General features: G+C 63.4%; 22 protein-coding genes. 12 read left to right on the top strand and 10 right to left on the bottom strand.

Features of this window, described 5'->3' with window-relative positions; genetic code table 11:
* Window positions 1-2: 2 nt before the first annotated feature.
* The 4 genes from NKH06_RS24550 to NKH06_RS24535 form a co-directional block, all read right to left on the bottom strand.
* On the bottom strand, window positions 3-188 hold the full coding sequence (locus NKH06_RS24550; protein ID WP_352894343.1) for a hypothetical protein: 186 nt from the start codon (window positions 186-188) through the stop codon (window positions 3-5).
* A 128-nt stretch (window positions 189-316) separates the two neighbouring features.
* On the bottom strand, window positions 317-1,180 hold the full coding sequence (locus tag NKH06_RS24545; protein WP_023808666.1) for a S49 family peptidase: 864 nt from the start codon (window positions 1,178-1,180) through the stop codon (window positions 317-319).
* Window positions 1,181-1,259: 79 nt separating this feature from the next.
* Window positions 1,260-2,060 (bottom strand): tRNA1(Val) (adenine(37)-N6)-methyltransferase, encoded by an 801-nt coding sequence (locus NKH06_RS24540; RefSeq protein ID WP_352772275.1) that lies wholly within the window; start codon window positions 2,058-2,060, stop codon window positions 1,260-1,262.
* Window positions 2,060-2,284, bottom strand: a complete 225-nt coding sequence (locus NKH06_RS24535; RefSeq protein WP_063167652.1) for a putative signal transducing protein — start codon at window positions 2,282-2,284, stop codon at window positions 2,060-2,062. The genes NKH06_RS24540 and NKH06_RS24535 overlap by 1 nt, the downstream gene beginning before the upstream one ends.
* 221 nt (window positions 2,285-2,505) lie before the next feature.
* Between NKH06_RS24535 and NKH06_RS24530 the strand changes: the two genes are divergently transcribed.
* Window positions 2,506-3,522, top strand: a complete 1,017-nt coding sequence (locus NKH06_RS24530) for a polyprenyl synthetase family protein (protein WP_023808663.1) — start codon at window positions 2,506-2,508, stop codon at window positions 3,520-3,522.
* A 21-nt stretch (window positions 3,523-3,543) separates the two neighbouring features.
* Here the strand turns inward: NKH06_RS24530 and NKH06_RS24525 are convergent, their stop codons facing one another.
* Entirely contained in the window at window positions 3,544-4,980 is a 1,437-nt protein-coding gene (locus tag NKH06_RS24525; protein WP_352894337.1) for an MFS transporter, read from the bottom strand.
* A gap of 100 nt (window positions 4,981-5,080) precedes the next feature.
* Between NKH06_RS24525 and NKH06_RS24520 the strand changes: the two genes are divergently transcribed.
* The 5 genes from NKH06_RS24520 to NKH06_RS24500 all read left to right on the top strand — a co-directional run bounded on the left by NKH06_RS24520 (window position 5,081) and on the right by NKH06_RS24500 (window position 9,603).
* A complete protein-coding gene (locus NKH06_RS24520; RefSeq protein ID WP_352894334.1) occupies window positions 5,081-5,683 on the top strand; it encodes a TetR/AcrR family transcriptional regulator in 603 nt (200 codons plus the stop codon).
* A 77-nt stretch (window positions 5,684-5,760) separates the two neighbouring features.
* A complete protein-coding gene (locus NKH06_RS24515) occupies window positions 5,761-6,429 on the top strand; it encodes a GntR family transcriptional regulator (protein WP_352891074.1) in 669 nt (222 codons plus the stop codon).
* A gap of 107 nt (window positions 6,430-6,536) precedes the next feature.
* Window positions 6,537-7,130 carry a biotin transporter BioY gene (locus tag NKH06_RS24510; protein WP_352761236.1) on the top strand — a complete coding sequence of 198 codons (594 nt, stop codon included), beginning with the start codon at window positions 6,537-6,539 and terminating at the stop codon, window positions 7,128-7,130.
* Window positions 7,127-7,570 carry a DUF1284 domain-containing protein gene (locus NKH06_RS24505; RefSeq protein ID WP_352894331.1) on the top strand — a complete coding sequence of 148 codons (444 nt, stop codon included), beginning with the start codon at window positions 7,127-7,129 and terminating at the stop codon, window positions 7,568-7,570. The genes NKH06_RS24510 and NKH06_RS24505 overlap by 4 nt, the downstream gene beginning before the upstream one ends.
* A 257-nt stretch (window positions 7,571-7,827) precedes the next feature.
* Window positions 7,828-9,603 carry a tetratricopeptide repeat protein gene (locus tag NKH06_RS24500; protein WP_127290928.1) on the top strand — a complete coding sequence of 592 codons (1,776 nt, stop codon included), beginning with the start codon at window positions 7,828-7,830 and terminating at the stop codon, window positions 9,601-9,603.
* A gap of 78 nt (window positions 9,604-9,681) precedes the next feature.
* On the opposite strand, the gene NKH06_RS24495 is transcribed toward NKH06_RS24500, so the two are convergent.
* Complete coding sequence (locus tag NKH06_RS24495) at window positions 9,682-10,143, bottom strand: GNAT family N-acetyltransferase (protein ID WP_023808656.1); 462 nt, start codon at window positions 10,141-10,143, stop codon at window positions 9,682-9,684.
* 218 nt (window positions 10,144-10,361) lie between these two features.
* On the opposite strand from NKH06_RS24495, the gene NKH06_RS24490 reads away from it, so the two are divergent.
* Entirely contained in the window at window positions 10,362-11,282 is a 921-nt protein-coding gene (locus tag NKH06_RS24490; protein WP_031212237.1) for a glycine--tRNA ligase subunit alpha, read from the top strand.
* 3 nt (window positions 11,283-11,285) lie between these two features.
* Here NKH06_RS24490 and NKH06_RS24485 read toward each other — a convergent pair whose 3' ends face one another.
* Complete coding sequence (locus tag NKH06_RS24485) at window positions 11,286-11,462, bottom strand: hypothetical protein (protein WP_023808654.1); 177 nt, start codon at window positions 11,460-11,462, stop codon at window positions 11,286-11,288.
* Window positions 11,463-11,657: 195 nt separating this feature from the next.
* On the opposite strand from NKH06_RS24485, the gene NKH06_RS24480 reads away from it, so the two are divergent.
* Complete coding sequence (locus NKH06_RS24480) at window positions 11,658-14,147, top strand: glycine--tRNA ligase subunit beta (protein WP_023808653.1); 2,490 nt, start codon at window positions 11,658-11,660, stop codon at window positions 14,145-14,147.
* Window positions 14,148-14,256: 109 nt separating this feature from the next.
* On the top strand, window positions 14,257-14,559 hold the full coding sequence (locus NKH06_RS24475; protein WP_128302476.1) for an ATPase: 303 nt from the start codon (window positions 14,257-14,259) through the stop codon (window positions 14,557-14,559).
* Between the two features lie 107 nt (window positions 14,560-14,666).
* Here the strand turns inward: NKH06_RS24475 and NKH06_RS24470 are convergent, their stop codons facing one another.
* Entirely contained in the window at window positions 14,667-15,056 is a 390-nt protein-coding gene (locus tag NKH06_RS24470) for a hypothetical protein (RefSeq protein WP_023808652.1), read from the bottom strand.
* 131 nt (window positions 15,057-15,187) lie between these two features.
* Window positions 15,188-15,691, bottom strand: coding sequence for a hypothetical protein (locus NKH06_RS24465; protein ID WP_023808651.1), 504 nt, complete (start codon window positions 15,689-15,691; stop codon window positions 15,188-15,190).
* 192 nt (window positions 15,692-15,883) lie between these two features.
* Here NKH06_RS24465 and NKH06_RS24460 point away from each other — a divergent pair, with 192 nt between their 5' ends.
* From NKH06_RS24460 to NKH06_RS24450, 3 genes are all read left to right on the top strand, one after another.
* On the top strand, window positions 15,884-16,858 hold the full coding sequence (locus NKH06_RS24460) for an L-threonylcarbamoyladenylate synthase (protein WP_023808650.1): 975 nt from the start codon (window positions 15,884-15,886) through the stop codon (window positions 16,856-16,858).
* Window positions 16,859-16,867: 9 nt separating this feature from the next.
* A complete protein-coding gene (locus NKH06_RS24455) occupies window positions 16,868-18,298 on the top strand; it encodes an FAD-binding oxidoreductase (protein WP_023808649.1) in 1,431 nt (476 codons plus the stop codon).
* A gap of 186 nt (window positions 18,299-18,484) precedes the next feature.
* Complete coding sequence (locus tag NKH06_RS24450; RefSeq protein ID WP_023808648.1) at window positions 18,485-19,051, top strand: DUF6101 family protein; 567 nt, start codon at window positions 18,485-18,487, stop codon at window positions 19,049-19,051.
* A 36-nt stretch (window positions 19,052-19,087) separates the two neighbouring features.
* On the opposite strand, the gene ubiA is transcribed toward NKH06_RS24450, so the two are convergent.
* Window positions 19,088-20,071 carry a 4-hydroxybenzoate octaprenyltransferase gene (gene ubiA, locus NKH06_RS24445; protein ID WP_023808647.1) on the bottom strand — a complete coding sequence of 328 codons (984 nt, stop codon included), beginning with the start codon at window positions 20,069-20,071 and terminating at the stop codon, window positions 19,088-19,090.
* Between the last annotated feature and the right edge of the window lie 39 nt (window positions 20,072-20,110).

The following is a 20,110-nucleotide window of genomic DNA, read 5'->3' as shown; positions in this document are numbered from 1 at the left end:
GCTCAGTCCTTGGCCAGCCGGTATTCGCCGGTCTTCGGATCCCTGACCAAAGTGCCGATCGCGCCGTTGGCCGTTTGCTTTTCTGTGCGCCGCACCTTGGCGGTCACGCGCTCGGCTTCCCTAATGAATGTGCGGTAGCCGAAATAGGCGGCAACGCCAACGACGGCGAAGAAAATGATCTGCGGCATGCCAAAACTCCTCCCACGCTGGGCCGGCGAAGGCGGCCGGTCGGGTCGGTTGATGCATGTCGACCCGCTTTTGGGAACACGACATGCATGAAACTCAAGCTCTCATGCTAGACGGTTTTGCCGGGTTTTCAAAGCCCGAAGCGAGACCACAATGCGCGCTCTTCCGCCGCATCGATCACGCCGCTGGCGGCAGCGGCTGCGATATCGGGCGCTGAAAAGCCCTTGCTTGAGCCGAACAGGCCGAAGCGGCTAAGGAAACCGCGCGGTGTCGTGATCAGCCTGAGTTGGGTTTTCGCCCCGAAACGGGTCTTGAGCACAGTGCGCATGTCGCCGAGCGCATCGACCAGCCCGAGTTCGAGGCCCTTGATGCCGGTCCAGAACAGGCCGGTGAACAGGTCCGGATCGTCCTTCAGTTTCGTGCCGCGCCGCTCCTTGACGAGGTCGATGAAGGTTGCGTGCACCTCGAGCTGCAGCGCCTTCAGCCGCTCGACATCTTCCTTTTTCTCGGGCTTGAACGGATCGAGCACCGCCTTGTTCTGGCCAGCGGTGTGGACACGTCGCTCGATGCCGATCTTCTTCATCAGTTCCGGGAAGCCAAACGAAGCCGAGACGACGCCGATCGACCCGACGATGGAGGACGGGTCGGCAAAGATCTCGTCACCGGCGACCGCGATCATGTAGCCGCCCGACGCCGCGACATCCTCGACGAAGACCAGTACCTTTTTGTTCTTTTCCGTGGCCAGGTCACGGATGCGCTTGAAGATCAGCCTAGACTGCACCGGCGAGCCGCCCGGCGAATTGATCGAGATGGCGACCGCCGGCGCGTCGTAGGAAAACGCCTTCTCGATGAGGCCGGCGGTGGAAGCCAGCGACAGGCTCGGCCGAAACTGGCCACCGCCTGCCATGATGGTGCCGTGCAGCCGGATGACCGGAATGGTGACGACGGTGGAGCGCCAGGATTTCGGCAACAGGCGGTTGATGAGTCGTTTCACGAGGGCGCGGTCTCCGGTCGATAGGTTGCAGGCATGTAGGGATTTCCCGGCCAACGGCAATGTGGCCGGGCAGAATAGCTCAATCTCCGAACAGCGAGGCGAGGCCGTTGGTGATCATTTCGCTGCGCTCGTCGGGGCCGTTGCCTGATTGCGCGTGCAGCATCAGGGGCGGGCGGATGGCAAGCTTTCCCCGTGTCCCGAGCGCTGCCCGCACGACGATGCGGATCGCCGCCGCATCGGGACGAGGGTGGACGGCGAGCATCTCGGCATCGCCGAAGCGGCCGGCGATCGCATCGAGAATGGCGCCGAGCTGTTCGGGCCGGGCGATTACGGCGAGCCCGCCGCGCGGCCTGACCACCGCCGCCGCACTGCGGATCCAGCTCTCGAACACCCCGTCCTCCATGACATGGGCCTCTTTTCTGAGGCGATCGGGGGAGGCGCGGTCCCGGGGAGCGTTGAAGGGAGGGTTCATGATGACGAAGTCGAAGTCGTTGTCGGCGAGGCCGGCGGCCGCCCGCGCCCGGCCCGATACGGTGACATCGGCGACCAGCACGGATGCGCGATCGCTGAGATGGGCATTGCCGGGATGGGCAAGCGTCGCCGCCGCGAAGGCCGCCATTTCCGGCGCGCGTTCGACAAGCACCGCCTCTGCCGCCGGGCAGCGTGACAGCACCGCCAGTCCGGCAGCTCCGGCTCCGGCGCCGAAATCGGCCAGGCGCCCGCTAAAGGTCGATGGCACGGAGGCCGCCAGCATCATCGCATCCATGCCGGCGCGATGACCGCCATGTTTGGGCTGCACGAGCCAGAATCGGCCGCGATGGAAAGCGTCGACCGTATGGGCCGGCGTGTCCGGGACAAGGGCGGCGGGCGCGGCGGACATTATTTTCCGCGGATTTCGTTGGCGATGCCGGCATCCCTGAGGATGCGCCGTGCCGCGTCGGCCTGGTCGGCATCGACCATGACGCGTTTCTGCAAAAGGCCGATCGACCCTTCTAGAATGCTCATATTCTGATCGGCGACAAAGCAGGCGATGCCGGCGTCGCGCATCAGCGATTCAACAAAGGAGATGATCACGGCATCGTTGGTGCGGACAAGTTCTATCATCGTATGAAACTCGCAGTTTGCGCTATTGATGTAAACGGGGAGGGGATTCCGAGGCAGAGCCCCGTTCCCTCTCGGGTCCCCGTTCCCTCTCGGGTCGTTGACATTCCGTCATCGACGCCGCGCCAATTCGCCACTTGCCGTGGCCATGTCCGCCGCCCTAGAGTCCATGCAGGGACTAAGGGTGCCGTCGCACGCTCTATACCAAGACGGGAGTGATTGTTGTGGGTGTCGTTCTCAACATCGAAAACGGGAAGCGGGAGCCCGCCTCCATCAAGGATCTGATCGATCTGACAGTGGCGGATATGGGGCGCGTCAATGAATTGATCCTGTCCAAGGCCGGCTCCGACGTCGAGATGATCCCGGAGGTCGCCAACCATTTGATCTCGTCCGGCGGCAAACGGCTGCGGCCGATGCTGACGCTGGCCGCCGCGCAGATGTTCGGCTATGCCGGCGAGGGCCACGTCAAGCTCGCCACCTCCGTCGAATTCATGCACACGGCGACGCTTCTCCACGACGATGTCGTCGACGAGAGCGGCATGCGGCGCGGCAAGAAGACCGCCCGCATGATCTGGGGCAACCAGGCAAGCGTGCTGGTCGGCGACTTCCTGCTCGGCCAGGCTTTCCGCATGATGGTCGATGTCGGCTCGCTCGAAGCGCTCGATATCCTGTCGAGTGCTGCCTCCATCATCGCCGAGGGCGAGGTTATGCAGCTTGCCGCCGCCAAGAACCTCGAAACCACCGAGGACGAGCATTTCGCCGTCATCAAGGCCAAGACCGCCGCACTGTTTTCGGCTGCTGCCGAGGTCGGCCCCGTCATTGCCCAGGCGACCCGCAACGATCGTGCGGCGCTGCGCTCCTACGGCATGAATCTCGGCCTTGCCTTCCAGCTGATCGATGACGCGCTGGACTATGGCGGCACCAGCAAGGATCTCGGCAAGAATGTCGGCGACGATTTCCGCGAAGGCAAGGTGACCTTGCCGGTCATTCTCGCCTATCGGCGGGGCACGAAGGCCGAGCGCACTTTCTGGAAGCGTGCCATCGAGGACAATGTCACCGATGACGCCGGTCTGGAAAAGGCGATCGGCCTGATGACTCGCCATGGCGCCATTGCCGACACGATCGGACGCGCCCGCCATTTCGGCGAGATCGCCCGCGACGCGCTGGCGCCGCTGGAAGCGACGCCGCAGAAATCGGCGCTGATCGACGTCATCGATTTCTGCATCAGCCGGGTGAACTGAGCGGCGTCACCCGGTTGCCGGCTACTTCGCCTTTCCCGGCAAAGCGATTGCGGCAAGCAGGCTGACAACGATGCCCGCCGCCGCCAGCCAGAAGGCGATCTGTATGCCGTCGGCTATCGCGGCCTTCAGTGCATCGCCGCTCAATCCGCCGACATGGCTGTTGGCGATCGCGATCAACGTCGCCATGCCGATCGCGTTGCCGATGTTGAGCGTCGTGCAGGCCATCCCCGAGGCGACGCCCTGTTCGTCGTGAGCCACGCCCGACGCGGCCGCGATCCACATGGCGGTCCAGACGATGCCCTGTCCGACACCGGAGATGATCAGCCCTGGAACGAGAGCCAGATAGAAGCTGTTGGCTGATGCTCCAAGGACCATCAGCGCCGTGCCGGCCGCCCCTATGACCATGCCGCCGACCAGGGTCGAGCGGGTTGAAAAGCGCGTTGCCAGGCGTTCACCGAGCTGCGTGCCGGCGGCGATGGCGATCGACGGCACCAGGAAGGCGAGGCCGGTTTCCAGCGCGGTAAAGCCATGCACGGTCTGCAACAGGACGGTGAGGAAATAGGGCAGGGCCCCGAACGTTCCCATGAACAGGAAGGTGATCGTCATGCCGGCGACGAGGCTGCGATTGCGGAACAGCCGCAGCGGCATCAGAGGGTCGGCGCTCCTTGCCTCTATCAGCGCGAAGGCGATGATGAAGATCGCTGCCAGCGCGGCGCTGGCGATGATCGCTGGCGAACCCCAGCCATATTCAGGTCCCTGGACCAGCGTGAAGACCAGCAGCGTGGCGCCCGCAGTGACGGTCAGCGCGCCAGGCAGATCGAAGTTGCGGCGCTGGTGCCGCTTGGGATCGCGTGGAATGATGGCAAATGCGGCGATGATGGCTATGCCAGCCAGCAGCACATTGACGTAGAAGACCGACGACCAGCCGAAGGCGCCTGTCAGGAATCCACCGGCCAGTGAGCCAAGGGTGAGGCCGCTCGCGCCGGCACCGCCCCACACCGCCAGCGCCCTGTTGCGTTCCGGTCCTTCGGCAAACAGGCGGTTGATCAGCGAGAGCGTCGCCGGGAACAGGAAAGCGCCGCCGATGCCTTGTACAGCGCGGGCAGCGATGATGATTTCCGGCGACCAGGCGAGGCCGCCGACCAGCGACGAAAGCGCATAGAGCCAGAGAGCGAAGATGAAAATGCGGCGCTGACCGATAAGGTCGGCGGCTCGGCCGCCGAACAGCAGAAAACCGCCGGTAAACACGGTGTAGGCGCTCACCACCCATTGCAAGGTCTGGCCGGAAAAGCCCAGTCCAGCCCCGATTTCGGGCAGCGCCACGAAGACGATGTTGATGTCGAGAGCGATGATAAGCTGGGCGAAGGCGAGCAATGCCAGCGTAGCGCCGCGCTTCGCGCCAACCTCTCCCTGTGTCGCCATGGCGCCGAACGGCAGCCCTTGATCGAATGAACTCATGCCAATCTCCTTTTGGTTCTTTATCGATCGACAAAGAATTGAATTTGCAATCCGGAGTCAAGCGGATTATTTGTGGATCGATAAAGAAATGGAGGCTGCAATGGCGGGACGGCCAAGGGAGTTCGACAGAGCCCAGGCTCTGCAGAAAGCGCGTGATGCCTTCTGGATGCGCGGCTACGAGGGCACCTCGATGGCCGACCTCGTCTCCATGCTTGGCCTAGCATCGGCGCGCATCTATGCCGCCTTTGGCTCGAAGGAGGATCTGTTTCGCGAAGCCGTTGTTCTCTACGAAACCAGCGAAGGAAGCTTCGCCACCAGCGCGCTTGCCGAGGAGCCGACCGCAAGGCGGTTTGTCGAGCGGTTGCTGCGCGATGCGATCGATATCTACACAAGGCCGGACTTGCCGAAAGGCTGCATGGTCGTCTCGGCCGCCACCAACTGCGCCACGGAAAACGATAACGTGCTGCACTGGCTGGCCGAGCGCCGACTGGCGCGCAATGCGTTGATTGTGGAGCGCTTGAAAAAGGGTGTTCGCGACGGCGACCTCAAGCCGAATACTGATCCGGAAGCGCTTGGCGACTACTACACCACACTGTTGTTTGGCCTCTCTGTGCAGGCGCGCGACGGGGTGCCGAAGAAGCGGCTGCATGACCTGATCACCGTGGCGATGCCGGCGCTCGACGGTTTCGTCTTGCAGCCTTGAGTCTCTCCGGGGGAGCATTCGCGATTTTGCGTGTGATCGTCTCGACAAGCCGCCCCGCCGCAAATTATCTATAAAACATGGCAAAGGGCACGGACGACACCATCGCGGTGCGCATTAGCAAGGTGCTGGCGGACCGCATCATCTCGGGCGCAATCGAGCCGGGGGCCAGGCTTCGGCAGGACCATATCGCCGAGGAATTCCAAACCAGTCATGTTCCCGTGCGCGAGGCCTTCCGCCGCCTCGAGGCGCAAGGCCTGGCCATCAGTGAACCGCGTCGTGGCGTGCGCGTGGCGTCTTTCGATCTGGGAGAGGTCAAGGAAGTCGCCGAAATGCGGGCGGCACTCGAAGTGTTGGCGCTGCGCCACGCCGCGCCGCACCTGACATCGGCCATTCTCGATCTCGCCGAGGAGGCGACCAAGGCCGGCGACAAGTCCCGCGATGTCAGGTCGTGGGAAGAGGCCAACCGCGCCTTCCACCGCTTGATCCTGTCGCCATGCGGCATGCCGCGCCTGCTCGCGACCATCGACGACCTGCACGCAGCAAGCGCCCGTTTCCTGTTCGCGGCATGGCGGTCGGAGTGGGAGACGCGCACCGATCAGGACCATCGCGCGATCCTCTCCGCCTTGCGGCAGGGAAACACCGAATCCGCGGCCGTCACACTGGGGCGGCACGTCCAATGGATTGGCCGCAAGCCGGTCAGGACGGCCTCCGGGACGACGCGCGAAGCTTTTGCCATCGTGGGTTAGACGGCCTCCGCCAAAGCCAGGGCTTGCAATCCCCAGGGAAGTGTGGATTCGATAATAGATCGAAAACAGAAATTATCTATAATTTGCAATCGATCGAAGGAACCCCAATGACAGACGTCGCATTCTCACCCGGCAAGCCGTCGTTCAGTCCGCTCCGGCTCCAGGATCGTTCTCTTGCCTGGCAGGTTGGAGCCGTCGTGCTTGGCACGCTGTTCCTGGCGCTGGCGTCCTATATCGAGGTGCCGATGGTGCCGGTCCCGGTAAACATGCAGACCTTTGCGGTGACCCTAATCGGCGCCCTCTATGGCTGGCGGCTTGGCGCGCTCACCATCGCCGCCTGGCTGGTCGAGGGTGCGGTCGGCTTTCCGGTTCTGTCCGGAGGGGCAGCGGGTGCGGCGCATTTCGTCGGGCCGACGGGTGGCTATCTCTTCGCCTTCCCGCTTGTCGGCGCACTGGTCGGCTGGCTGGCCGAACGCGGCTGGAACGGCAAAAGGGTGATGCTTGCCTTCGTCGCCATGCTGCTTGGGAACCTTGCCTGCCTTGTGCTGGGCACAGCATGGCTTGCCGTCATGATTGGAGCCGAACAGGCCGTTACCTTCGGCCTCCTGCCGTTCATCGTTGGCGGCTTGCTCAAGTCAGCGCTGGGTGCCGCGACCCTCATGGCCCTTCCCGGCGGCAAGGCGAAGCCGGCCAATCCGTGACGATCAGGCTGCGCGCCCATCACCTCCTTTGCCTGCTCACCTATGTGGGCAAGGGATACAGCCCCGCCTTCATCGCCAATTATGATCGCGTCGCGGAGCGCCTGAGCCGGGGCGAGGAGATTCTCCTCGTTTCCGGCCCCGACGATGTCTGCGCTCCCTTGCTCGACGAACCGGAACCGCATTGTCTCAACGAGAGTGTCGTCGAGCGGGACCGGCTCGCCGCGCTGGATGTAGAGGAATTGCTGGCGCGGCCAATCCGTGTCGGCACCCACCTCGATCTCGACACGGGGACCTTAGCCCGGATGCGGCAGGCGTTTTCGGCTGGCCTTGTACGCAAGGCTTGCGGCGGCTGCGAATGGAACGAACTGTGCAGCACGATAGCGGCCGGTGGATATAGCGACACGCTGGTGCAGCGGTCCGCCTCGCCAGCCGAGGGCTGATATTGGCCCCGAGCCTTAGCGGTCGAAGCCGAGCTCAAGGGTCGAAGCTGTGATTATATTCGGCGCTGCGCAGGGCCATGGCCGAAATTCAAATCGGAAAACTGCCCCCTGTCGCCATGGTTTGTTAATCGGGTGCCCGGATTGTGAATTCGAGGCGGATTGAAGCGCGACCCCAAAAAGGCCATGCTTTGCCTGGAAAGATCGAGTCTACGCCGATCCCGCTGACGCGGAGATGGCGCCTGGCTGAAAGGGATACGATGCGGCAAGGATGTGCGCGCTGGCTGACAAGGCTGGCAATTGTGACAGGCATGGCGATCTCGGCTTTGCCGGCCTATGCCAAGCAGACCAGCGAACCGGTCAAGATCACGTCGTTTTCGGGCGCCTATCTGGCAGCCCGGATCGCCGAAGGCGATAACGACCTCGACAGCGCCATCGCCTACTACAAGCAAGCATTGGCCTTTGACCCGAGCGACACCGGCCTGCAGCAGAGCCTGATGCTGTCGCTGATCGCGCAAGGGCGCTTCGACGAGTCCCTGGTCTATGCCGACAAGCTCAAGGAAGTGCCTGACGTCGAGCGTTTCTCGCGGTTGGCGCTCGCCGTCGATTCCTTCCACAAGAAGGATTTCACCAAGGCGCAGTACTGGCTCAAGCTGTCGCTGGAATCCGATCTCGACCGGTTGATCTCCGGGGTGATGTCCGGCTGGGCGCAGCAAGGCGCCGGCGAGCCTGCCGATGCGATGGCGTCCATCGACAAGCTGCAGGGGCCGGATTGGTTCGGCCTGTTCAAGTCGTTCCACCGCGCCCTGATCGCTGATGCATCCGGCATGCCCGAAAAGGCCGAGGCGATCTATGCCGCGACCATGCAGGATACCGCCGCCGGCGGTGCCGCTCCCGAAACCTGGATGCGCAATGCCCAGGCCTACGCCTCGTTCCTGGTCCGCAAGGGCGACAAGACCAAGGCGCTGTCGGTGCTCGACCAGGCCGAGGCGTTCTCGCCGGGCAAGCTGGAAATCGTCGCCTTGCGCGACCGAATTGCAAAAGGCGACAAGATTGCGCCGCTGGTTGCCGGTCCATCCGATGGCGCCTCCGAAATCCTGCTCGACCTCGCCACCGCGCTCAACCGTGGCGGCGGCGAGCCCTTCGTCCGCCTCTATCTGCAATATGCGCTTGCTTTGAAGCCAGATAGCGACGCTGCCCTTGTGCAACTCGCCGCCGTGTCCGAGCAATTGAAGGACGGCGAAGGTGCCATCGCGCTCTATCGCCGGATTCCCGCCGCTTCGCCGCTGAAGGAGCTTTCGGACCTGCAACTCGGCCTCAATCTTGCCGACCTCGACCGTCACGAAGAAGCGATCACCCATCTGAAAGCCTTGGTCGACGCCCATCCCAATGACATGCGCGCCTATCTGGCGCTCGGTGGAGTCTATTCCTCGAAGGACGATTTCCGTTCGGCCGCCACTCTCTACGATAAGGCCGTCGAGGTGCTGAAGGCGCCGACCGCGGCCAACTGGAACATCTTCTACCAGCGCGGCATCGCCTATGAGCGCCTGAAGGAATGGCCCAAGGCCGAGCCGAACTTCCGCAAGGCGCTGGAACTGTTCCCCGACCAGCCGCAGGTGCTGAACTATCTCGGTTATTCCTGGGTCGACATGAACATGAACCTCAAGGAAGGCCTGGCGATGATTCAAAAGGCCGTCGACCTCAGGCCGAGCGACGGTTACATCGTTGACTCGCTGGGATGGGCTTATTTCCGCCTTGGCAGGTTCGATGACGCGGTGCGTGAAATGGAACGCGCCGTGTCGCTGAAGCCGGAAGATCCGGTTCTCAACGATCACCTCGGCGATGCCTACTGGCGCGTCGGCCGCAAGCTGGAAGCCACCTTCCAGTGGAACCAGGCTCGCGACCTGAAGCCGGATCCCGATGTGCTGGCCAACTTGCAGCAGAAACTGATGAAGGGCCTGCCGCCGATCGAGTCCAACACGGCGCAGGAAACTCCGAAGGTCAAGCCGGAGCCGGTGCCCGCCCCGAAGGGATGAAGTCAGCCATTTGAATTCAACGCAAGCGGGGCTCTTTCGGAGTCCCGTTTTCGTTTGAACCGTATTAGGCTGGCTGCCTCAGAAGAGCTTGCGATAGACGACGAAGCCGGAGTGTTCGGCGACCTTGTCGTAAAGCTTCATCGCCGTGTGATTGGTCTCATGCGTCAGCCAGTACACGCGGCCCGAGCCGGCCGCCTGGGCGCGCTCGTAGACGCCCTCGATCAGCGCCCGTCCGATGCCTTTGCCACGCGATGCCTGCGTGGTGAAAAGGTCCTGCAGATAGCAATTCGGTGCGATCGCCGTGGTGCTGCGATGGAAGAGATAGTGCACGAGGCCGAGAAGCTGTCCCTCGCCTTCGGCCACCAGCGCGTGGACCGGCTCATAGGCATCGAAGAAACGAGACCATGTCATCTGGGTAATCTCACCCGGCAGGGCCGTTTCGCCCGAGCGGCCATAAAATGCATTGTAGCCATCCCACAGCGGCAGCCATTGCTCGAAATCCTGTCGCGCGACAGGGCGGATGACGATCGGGCTGGGCATGGCTGAAACCTGTTGTCGTTGCTGCACAGGCGAACAGAGCGCAGGCCCGAGAGATGGGCAATGGGCCAGCCTCTGCAAAGCTTTCAACATTGTCCATAATGTCGGCGCGACCGCATCGGCGTGCTTTGCTTGACGCTTTGCTGCCGGGTCTCTAGGACGTGCCGGCAAGCTAGCCTGTGCTGTCGAGGCCACCCGTGACAATTGAAATCCCCGCCCATATGCATCCCAGCCGCTCGTTCCAGGGGCTGATCCTGGCCTTGCACAACTATTGGGCAGCCTATGGCTGCGTTATCCTGCAGCCCTACGACATGGAAGTCGGTGCAGGCACCTTTCATCCGGCAACAACGCTGCGCGCGCTCGGCCCAAAACGCTGGAACGCTGCCTATGTCCAACCCTCGCGTCGTCCCAAGGATGGCCGCTATGGCGAGAACCCGAACCGGCTGCAGCATTATTACCAGTACCAGGTGATCCTGAAGCCGAACCCGCCCAATTTGCAGGAACTCTATCTCGGCTCGCTGGCGGCGATCGGCGTCGATCCGCTGCTGCACGACATCCGCTTCGTCGAGGACGATTGGGAAAGTCCGACGCTGGGCGCCTGGGGTCTCGGCTGGGAATGCTGGTGCGACGGCATGGAAGTCTCGCAGTTCACCTACTTCCAGCAGGTCTGCGGCATCGAATGCGCGCCGGTGGCCGGCGAGCTGACCTACGGGTTGGAGCGGCTGGCCATGTATGTGCAGGGCGTCGACAATGTCTACGACCTCAATTTCAACGGCCGCGAAGGCACCGACAAGGTCACCTATGGCGATGTCTTCCTGCAGGCCGAGCAGGAATATTCGCGCCACAATTTCGAATACGCCGACACGGCGATGCTTTTGCGCCACTTCGAGGATGCCGAGGCCGAGTGCAAGGCGCTGCTCGACGCCGGCGCGCCGGCGTCCAACGACAATCTGCCGATGCACCGCATGGTTTTCCCGGCCTACGATCAGTGCATCAAGGCCAGCCATGTCTTCAACCTGCTCGACGCACGCGGCGTGATTTCGGTCACTGAGCGGCAGAGCTATATCCTGCGGGTGCGCAATCTGGCCAAGGCTTGCGGCGAAGCGTTTCTGAAGACGCAGGCGGGTGGCTTGGCGGCCTGAGCTTCAGGCCCGCTTCATCATCTCGAGGGAACCGTTGATCGGCGGTACGGCCTGACCGCCGGCACCGTCGATGGTGCGCAATGCCTGCCGCACGCCCGGCATCGAGAAGGCGCCGTGAGCCTGCGCCGTGAAGCAGGCGCCGAGTGCGAGGATCTGCAGAAGTCTGGATGCCGTTTTCATGATCGTTGAGCCAAATGTTCCCTGCCTGAGCGTGGGTCGCTTCAGCGCTGCGTTCGGTTCATGGAAATCTTTGATCCAAGGACGGGTGGCGTGGTCTCGTCCCGACAGGGCGGTCAAAATTTGTGTAAAGGGTGACAGCAGCCAGCCGAGTTGCTATGCCCCGCCCGGACCACTCTCCCGCATGAGCTGACCCCGATGCCTGACCTGCTTCTAGAACTTCGCTCCGAGGAAATCCCTGCGCGCATGCAGCGCAAGGCGGCGGGTGATCTCAGGAAGATGCTGACCGACGGTTTGGTCGAGGCGGGACTGACCTATGAGGCGGCGCGCGAGTACTGGACGCCGCGGCGGCAGACCCTCGACATCAGGGGCCTGACCGCGCGCTCGAAGGATATAAGCGAAGAGATCAAGGGGCCTTCGACATCGGCGCCTGAACAGGCGGTCCAGGGTTTCCTGCGCAAGGCCGGACTTTCCTCGATCGCCGAGGCGCATGTCCATTCCGATCCGAAGAAAGGCGATTTTTATGTCGCCCACATTTCGAAGCCGGGCAGGGCGGCGGAGGAGATCATCGCCGAACTGGTGCCGGGCATCATCCGCAATTTTCCGTGGCCGAAATCGATGCGCTGGGGGCCGGCCTCGGCCAAGCCCGGTTCACTGCGCTGGGTACGGCCGCTGCAATCGATCCTGTGCACCTTCGGCCCGGAAACAGAGGAGCCTGTCGTGGTCGATTTCGAGATCGACGGTATCCGCTCCGGCAACATCACCTATGGCCACCGTTTTCATGCGCCTGACGCCATCACGGTACGCCGCTTCGACGACTATGTTTCCAAGCTGGAAGCGGCCAAGGTCGTGCTCGATGCTGATCGGCGCAAGGAGATCATCCTTGCCGACGCCCGCAATCTCGCCTTCGCCAACGGGCTTGATCTGGTTGAGGACGAAGGGCTGCTGGAGGAAGTGTCCGGGCTGGTCGAATGGCCGGTCGTGCTGATGGGCGAGTTCGAGGAGGCATTCCTCGCCATTCCGGCCGAGGTGATCCGACTGACCATCCGCGCCAACCAGAAGTGCTTTGTGACATCGCGCCCGATCTCCTCCCTGGAGGGGGAGATGTCGGCGAAGCCGACAGAGGGGGGCGCTGTCCCGCCGTCCTCTCGGCGTGAGGCGCGCCCCTCTGGCCTGCCGGCCATTTCCCCCTCAAGGGGGGAGATCAGCCAACTTTCCAACCGCTTCATCCTAACCGCCAATATCGAGGCGAAGGACGGCGGCAAGGAGATCGCCCACGGTAACGGCAAGGTGGTGCGCGCCCGCCTGTCCGACGCGCTCTATTTCTGGACGACCGACCAGGGCGATTTGCCTGACCTGCGTGAGCTCGAGGCATCGGCGGAAAAATTCGGGCTTGATCTCAAGAAGCCGCTCGACCAGCGCATGGCCCGCCTCGACCATCTCGGCGTGACTTTCCACGCCAAGCTCGGCACGCAAGGCGAACGGGTGGAGCGGATTGCGCGGCTTGCCGAGGAACTGGCGCCGATCATCGGCGCCGATCCGGCACTGGCGCGGCGCGCTGCCGTCCTGGCGAAGGCCGATCTCACCACCGAAGTCGTTGGCGAGTTTCCGGAACTGCAAGGCGCTATGGGTCGCAAATATGCGCTGCTTCAGGGCGAGCATGCATCGGTCGCCGCTGCAGCGGAGGAACACTACAAGCCGCAGGGCCCGTCCGATCGCGTACCGAGCGATCCAGTGTCGGTCGCTGTCGCGCTCGCCGACAAGCTCGATACGCTGGTCGGCTTCTGGGCGATCGATGAAAAGCCGACCGGGTCGAAGGATCCCTACGCACTGCGCAGAGCTGCTCTTGGGGTGGTGAGGCTGGTGCTGGATAACGAGACGCCGGTAAGCCTTCTTTCGATCGTAGCTGAACATCGAAGAATCATTGAAGACCAGATCGACCGCCGGCACGCTGAAGAGCAGGCCAAGTTGGGTGGCGACTATGTGAGTGCACGGGCGCACGCCGGCGACGGAAAGTCTGGGGATCGCGACCTGCTGGCCTTCTTCCACGATCGCCTAAAGGTCTACCTCCGCGATCAAGGCGCTCGGCACGACCTGATCGATGCGGTGCTGGCGACAGGTTCGCGCCCGATCTCCCCCCTAGAGGGGGAGATGTCGGCGAAGCCGACAGAGGGGGGCGCTGTCCCGCCGTCCTCTCAGCGCCAAGTACCCCCCTCTGCCCTGCCGGGCATCTCCCCCACAAGGGGGGAGATTGGCCAATCGTCCAATGACGACCTGCTGCAGATCGTGCGCCGGGTCGAGGCGCTGGGCTCCTTCCTCGACACCGAGGATGGCAAGAACCTGCTCGCCGGCACCAAGCGTGCGGCCAACATTCTGGCCGCCGAGGAGAAGAAGAAAACGGTGGTCGCCGAAACCGTTGAGTCGGCACTCTTGCGCGAGGATGCCGAGAAATCGCTGTTTGCGGCGGTGAATCAGGCTGAGAAGCAAGCCGGCGAAGCGATTCAAAACGATGACTTTTCCGCCGCCTTGCTGGCGCTTAGCGTGTTGCGCGAACCGGTTGATTCATTCTTTGAGCATGTTCTTGTAAACGATGAGGATCAGGCGGTGCGTGCCAACCGCCTGGCGCTGCTCGCCCGCATCCGCGCGGCCACCGGCCAGGTCGCGGATTTCTCGAAGATCGCAGGTTAAGGCGAAGAAAATATTCTTTGCCGCCGGCCGTTCGAGCCGGCTTACAGTCATATGGCGATGATCTCTCCGTGGCAAAAGGGACATGTTCCCCAACCCCACGGAGGCTTCTATGAATTCCGATCACGACATCGAAGTGACAGAAGAAACCCCGGCTTCCGCCGAGGCGCTTGAATCCGCTTCCGAAACCATCCTCGATCATGCCGCCGCCGCAGCGGTCGAAGCCGCTGACCTGTCTGATGACGACGAAGACGGCGACGATGAAGATGGCGAAGAGTCCACCGAAACTGCCACGCTCTCGGATGACGACGAAGATGAAGACGACGAGGACGAAGACGAAGACGACGCCGAGGATAGCGTGAAGGCTGAAGGCGACGAGTCCGAAGAAGACGATGACAAGGAAAAAGCGGCCTGATTTTTTCAGCCGCCGGTTCCATCGATGGCAAGGCGGTGCTGAGGCGCCGCCTTTTCCTGTCAGTCGTCCCCGAAGCCGACTGTCAGCCGCCCCGGGCGACGGCCCGGTCAGTTCTCGAGAATGCTGACGCGCACGCTGTTTTCGTAGACATCGACCTGGATCAGCGGTTCGCCATTGACGATGGCGCGCTTGGTCGAGGAACTCATCGCGCCGCCGCGTTCCAGCATGCGTTGCAGGTCGGCGCGCTGGCCGTTGGTCCTGAACCAGCCATCACCCTCGTCGTCGCTGTCACGGCGGTGGAATTTGTGCCAGTTGGCGCGGTCCTGCCGCACCATCTGCGCGGCATTGTCCAGCGCATAGCCGTCACTCGCCTGATGGTCGCGATCGGAAATGCGCGCGACATAGGATCCCAGCATGTCGTCGGCGTGAGCCGCGACGACGCCAAGCAGTGACGCCAGCAGAAGGCCTGCCCCGGTTACGATTCCAGCTTTTCTCATGGTCCCCCCTTTACCCCTGATGAAATCCCGTCTGCCAGAAATGCCTAGAACGGGGTTGCCTGACAATGGTGCGCCGGGCGCCAGACCACCGTCAAGTCTCGCCATCGATGTCGGCTGCCTTTGAGCCAAGGCTATTTGGTGTAGCCGTTGGGAGGCATGCGCTGCCCTGCTGCCGGCGCCGGAGCGCTCGGCGGGGTGGGTTGGTTCTCGGCGTTCCCTGAGGGGGCTGCGGAGGCGGTGGCCGTTGCCGGCGCGGTGTCTGCCGCCGGCGCCGTGCCAGCGGCCGGCGCAGTACCTGTCGCTGGTGCAGCGGTTGGCGCGGGTGCCGGGAAGTCGGGACCGGTAACGCCGCCACGAATGACCATCGGGCCTGGCTGGAAGTCGTGCCCGGTCGCGGGCTTGTCCGGGATCGCCGCCACCTTTTCATCGGTGACGTCGGGCTGCGCTTCCCCTTTTGCCACCACCGACCGCCCATCGCTGGCATTGACTGCATCGGCGGTTCTAGGCTGGTTGAGGGCGCCGATCCTGACGATCGATGGTGTGGAGGATGGCGCGCCTGGAAAAACCAGGGATGACGCCTGGGCTTCGCCGGCCGCAACAGCAAGAATGATACCCAGCAGGATACGCGCAGACACTGATTTCGCTCCCCTTTGCCCAGAAGCTGTTCGATAGCAGGCCGGAATTGATGCCGGCTTTCGCGGAAACATAGCATTTTAGGGATTGATAAATCGCCAATGCTCCTGCTCGCCCAACAATCGTTTACCCAACAGCGACTTGCCCAACGGCCGCCATCGTACTACGCACCCCGCAGCTGTGAGGTGACGAGAGTGGCTGAAATACTTGCCTCGGGCGAGGCGCTGGAGCGGGCGCTGGCGCTGCTCATGGAAGGCGATGTCGTCGCCATCCCGACGGAAACCGTCTACGGGCTGGCCGGCGACGCCACCAACGGCATCGGTGTCGCGCGCATTTTCGAGGCCAAGGGGCGGCCGCGCTTCAACCCGCTGATCGCTCATGTCGCAGACATGGCGATGGCAGAACGCCTCGCGCTGTTCGATCCGCTGTCCAGGAAACTGGCGCTGGCATTCTGGCCAGGTCCGCTGACGCTGGTGCTGCCGCAACGGCCCGGCAACGGCATCCATCCGCTGGTCACCGCCGGGCTCGATACGATTGCCTTGCGCATGCCGAGGGGCTTTGGCGGCGACCTGATCGCCAGGCTCGGCTGCCCGCTTGCAGCGCCCAGCGCCAATTCATCCGGCAGGATCAGCGCAACGACCGCGCAAGCGGTAGCCGCCGATCTCGGTGCGCGGATAAAGCTGGTGGTCGATGGCGGCGCGACCCCGGTCGGGCTGGAATCGACCATCGTCAAGGCCGAAGGAAACGGATTGCGGCTGCTGAGGCCCGGCGGCATCGCCGCCGAGGAGATCGAGGCGGCTATCGGCATGGAGCTGTTGCGCGGCGGCATCGCCGGTATCGAGGCGCCGGGCATGCTTGCCTCGCACTATGCGCCAGGTGCTGCGATGCGGCTCCATGCCGGCACGGTCGGCGAGGGCGAGGCTTTGCTCGGCTTCGGCAGCCAGAGGGCGCAAGGCTGGCGCCGCGCCGAAGCCTTCCTCAATTTGTCCGAAACCGGTGACCTGCGCGAAGCGGCGAGCAATCTGTTCGCTTATATGCAGGAGCTTGACCGCAGCGGCGCGCGGACCATCGCCGTCGAGCCGGTTCCCTTCGACGGGCTCGGCGAAGCGATCAACGATCGGCTGTCGCGTGCCGCCGCCCCTCGTGACATCCCACAACCCGCAACATAGTTTTTCCCCATGACCGAAATCACAGAGACACTCGATCCCGCTCTCATCGATCGCTTCACGGCGATCGTCGGCGACAAATATGCGCTGCGTGAAGAGCAGGATATCGCGCCTTACCTCGTTGAACGGCGCGGGCTCTGGCACGGCGCGACATCGTTGGTGCTGCGGCCGGGCAGCGTCGACGAAGTCAGCCGGATCATGCGGCTGGCGACCGAGACAGGCACGCCGATCGTGCCGCAAAGCGGTAACACCGGCCTGGTCGGCGCCCAGGTGCCGGACAGGTCCGGGCGCGAAATCGTCCTGTCGCTGTCGCGGCTGAACCGCATCCGTGAAATCGATGTCTTGTCCAACACGGTGACGGTCGAGGCCGGTGTCATCCTGCAGACGCTGCAGGAGGCGGCCGACGCCGCCGACCGGCTGTTTCCACTGTCGCTGGCCGCGCAAGGCTCCTGCCAGATCGGCGGCAATCTTTCCTCCAATGCCGGCGGCACCGGAGTGCTTGCCTATGGCAATGCGCGCGAACTCTGTCTCGGTGTCGAGGTGGTGCTGCCGACCGGCGAGGTGTTCGACGACCTGCGCAAGCTGAAGAAGGACAACACCGGCTACGATCTGAAAAACCTGTTCGTCGGTGCCGAAGGCACGCTCGGCGTCATCACCGCCGCCGTGCTCAAGCTGTTCCCGAAGCCGAAGGGGCGCGAAGTCGCCTTCGTCGGCCTGTCGTCGCCCGAGGCAGCACTTTCGCTGTTCAGCCTGGCCATGGACCGTGCCGGGGCAGCACTCACCGCTTTCGAACTGATCGGCAAGCGGCCCTATGATTTCACGCTGGCGCATGCCCAGGGCGTGGTGCGGCCGCTGATCGAGGACTGGCCGTGGTACGTGCTGATGCAGATTTCGTCCGGTCGTTCATCGGAGGATTCGAGAGCCTTGATCGAGGACGTGCTTTCGGCCGGCCTTGAACAGGAATTCGTCGGCGACGCCGTCATTGCCGCGAGTCTCACGCAGGGCGATGCCTTCTGGAATTTCCGCGAGCTGCTGCCCGAGGCGCAGAAGCCGGAGGGCGCCTCGATCAAGCACGACATTTCGGTGCCTATTGCATCGATTCCGCGTTTCATCGCGGAGGCTGCCGGCGCCGTGGCGTCGGTGAGCGCCGGTGCCCGCGTCGTCTGCTTCGGCCATATGGGCGACGGCAATCTCCACTACAACATTTCGCGGCCCGTCGACGGCGACGATGAGGCGTTCCTCGCTCTCTATCATCCCATGAACAAGGCGGTGCACGATGTGGTGCGCAGCCTGCACGGTTCGATCTCGGCCGAGCACGGCATCGGCCAGTTGAAACGCGACGAACTGATCGCCACCGCGCCGCCGATGGCGATCGATCTGATGCGAAGGGTTAAGGCCGCTTTCGACCCGGCCGGCATCATGAATCCGGGTAAGGTTATCTGATCCTTTCGACATCTTGTGGCTGGTGGGATTCCGATAACCATCCCTGAGATCAGCAAAATTTAACCGACTTTCTTAAGCGGGGCGGTAAGGAGCCCGCGCTACTGTCTCCATACAAACGAGGCCGGAAAAACCGGCCCGGAGAGAACCGGACACCGGCTCTCAGGAGACAGACAGGAAGGCCACTCTATGAACACCGGACTGAAGCCAGTCTGGGCGGGACGCAACATGCGTCTCGACCCATTCCGCCTGCCGCAAGTGGTGAGCTACGCGACTCGCGACGACTACGGCGATGTAACCTTCACCATCGACCAGCGCGGCGCCGTGATCCGCCGCCTGCTCGAGATGAGCGGCCTGCCCGCAATCATCGTTCTGCCCGCCAATGCGTTCCGCGGCGTTGCCGCCCGCGCCATGGAAGACCCGGACGGCAATGTCACGGTGACCCTGGAACTCCTGCACAACGACCCGATGCTGTCGGTGCCGCTGCTTGTGGCCGACGATCTCGACGATGTCGCAGCCGACTGGCGCGCCTGGGCCGACGCTTACCGTCTGCCGATGCTGCTGATCGAATCGGACGGCGTTGCCCGCACCCTGGAAGAATCGCTCGGCGCCGCCATCAAGACGCTGCCGCCGCAGGATAGGCGCAAGGGGCGGATTTCGAACACGCGCCGCCCGCGTTTCCTCGCTCGCCGCAGAGCGGGCGCCCTCGGTCTCAGGCTGGTCATCGACGGCCAGGAGATTATTTCGCGCGACTGAGCATGATCCCGCTGGGAATGCTGAGACGGGAAGCCGCTAAACCAGCGGCTTCAGCGCCACCCACACAGCGCCGCCGATCAGGCCGAGGAAGATCAGCCAGCCGACCTGGTTGTTCGACCTGAACAGTCGCAGGCATTGGTCCGGATTGTCGATATCCAGAACCGCGATCTGCCGCGCCATATGGGCGCCGGCGGCAATCAGCCCGGCCAGCGCCACCACCGGCGCCTGCGCCGACGCGAAGGCGATCGCAAAACAGATCAGCGCGCCACCATAAAGCCCTGCCAGCCACGACTTGGTGTTGTCGCCGAACAAGCGTGCCGTCGAGCGCACGCCGACGATGGCGTCATCTTCCTTGTCCTGATGCGCGTAGATCGTGTCGTAGCCGATCACCCACAGGATCGAGCCGATATAGAGCATGATGGCAGGCCCATCGAGATCGCCGAACTCGACCGCCCATCCCATCAGCGCGCCCCAGGAAAAGGCAAGGCCAAGCACCAGTTGCGGCCAGTTGGTTATCCGCTTCATGAATGGATAGATGGCGATGACCGCCAGTGAGCAGATGCCGAGCAGGACGGCGAAGCTGTTGAACTGGATGAGCACGACGAGGCCGACCAGAGCCTGCAGGACGAGAAACAGCCATGCCCGCCGGCGGGTCGCCTTGCCCGACGGCAGCGGTCGCGAGCGCGTGCGCTCCACCTGGCTGTCGATGTCCTCGTCGACGAGGTCGTTGTAGGTGCAGCCGGCGCCACGCATGGCGATGGCCCCGACCAGGAAAAGCACGAGATACACTGGTGCCGGCAGCAGTGAGAGCAGCGGGTCGCCGGGACGCGGATAGGCGCTTGCCGCCAAGGCCGCCGACCACCAGCACGGCCACAGCAGCAGCTGCCAGCCGATCGGCCTGTCCCATCGGGCAAGCTGCGCATAGGGCCATATCGAGCGCGGCAGCACGCGGTAGACCCAATGGCCGTTCGGAGCATCGGCGACACGGCCCTGGGCCGCTTTCGACTGGATGTTTTCCATGTCCATGGAGTGGCAGCAGCGGCAGAAACCGTCAAGCGG

Source organism: Mesorhizobium sp. M1342 (assembly GCF_040317955.1).
Taxonomy (GTDB): domain Bacteria; phylum Pseudomonadota; class Alphaproteobacteria; order Rhizobiales; family Rhizobiaceae; genus Mesorhizobium.
This window is presented reverse-complemented; position numbering and strand designations above follow the sequence as displayed.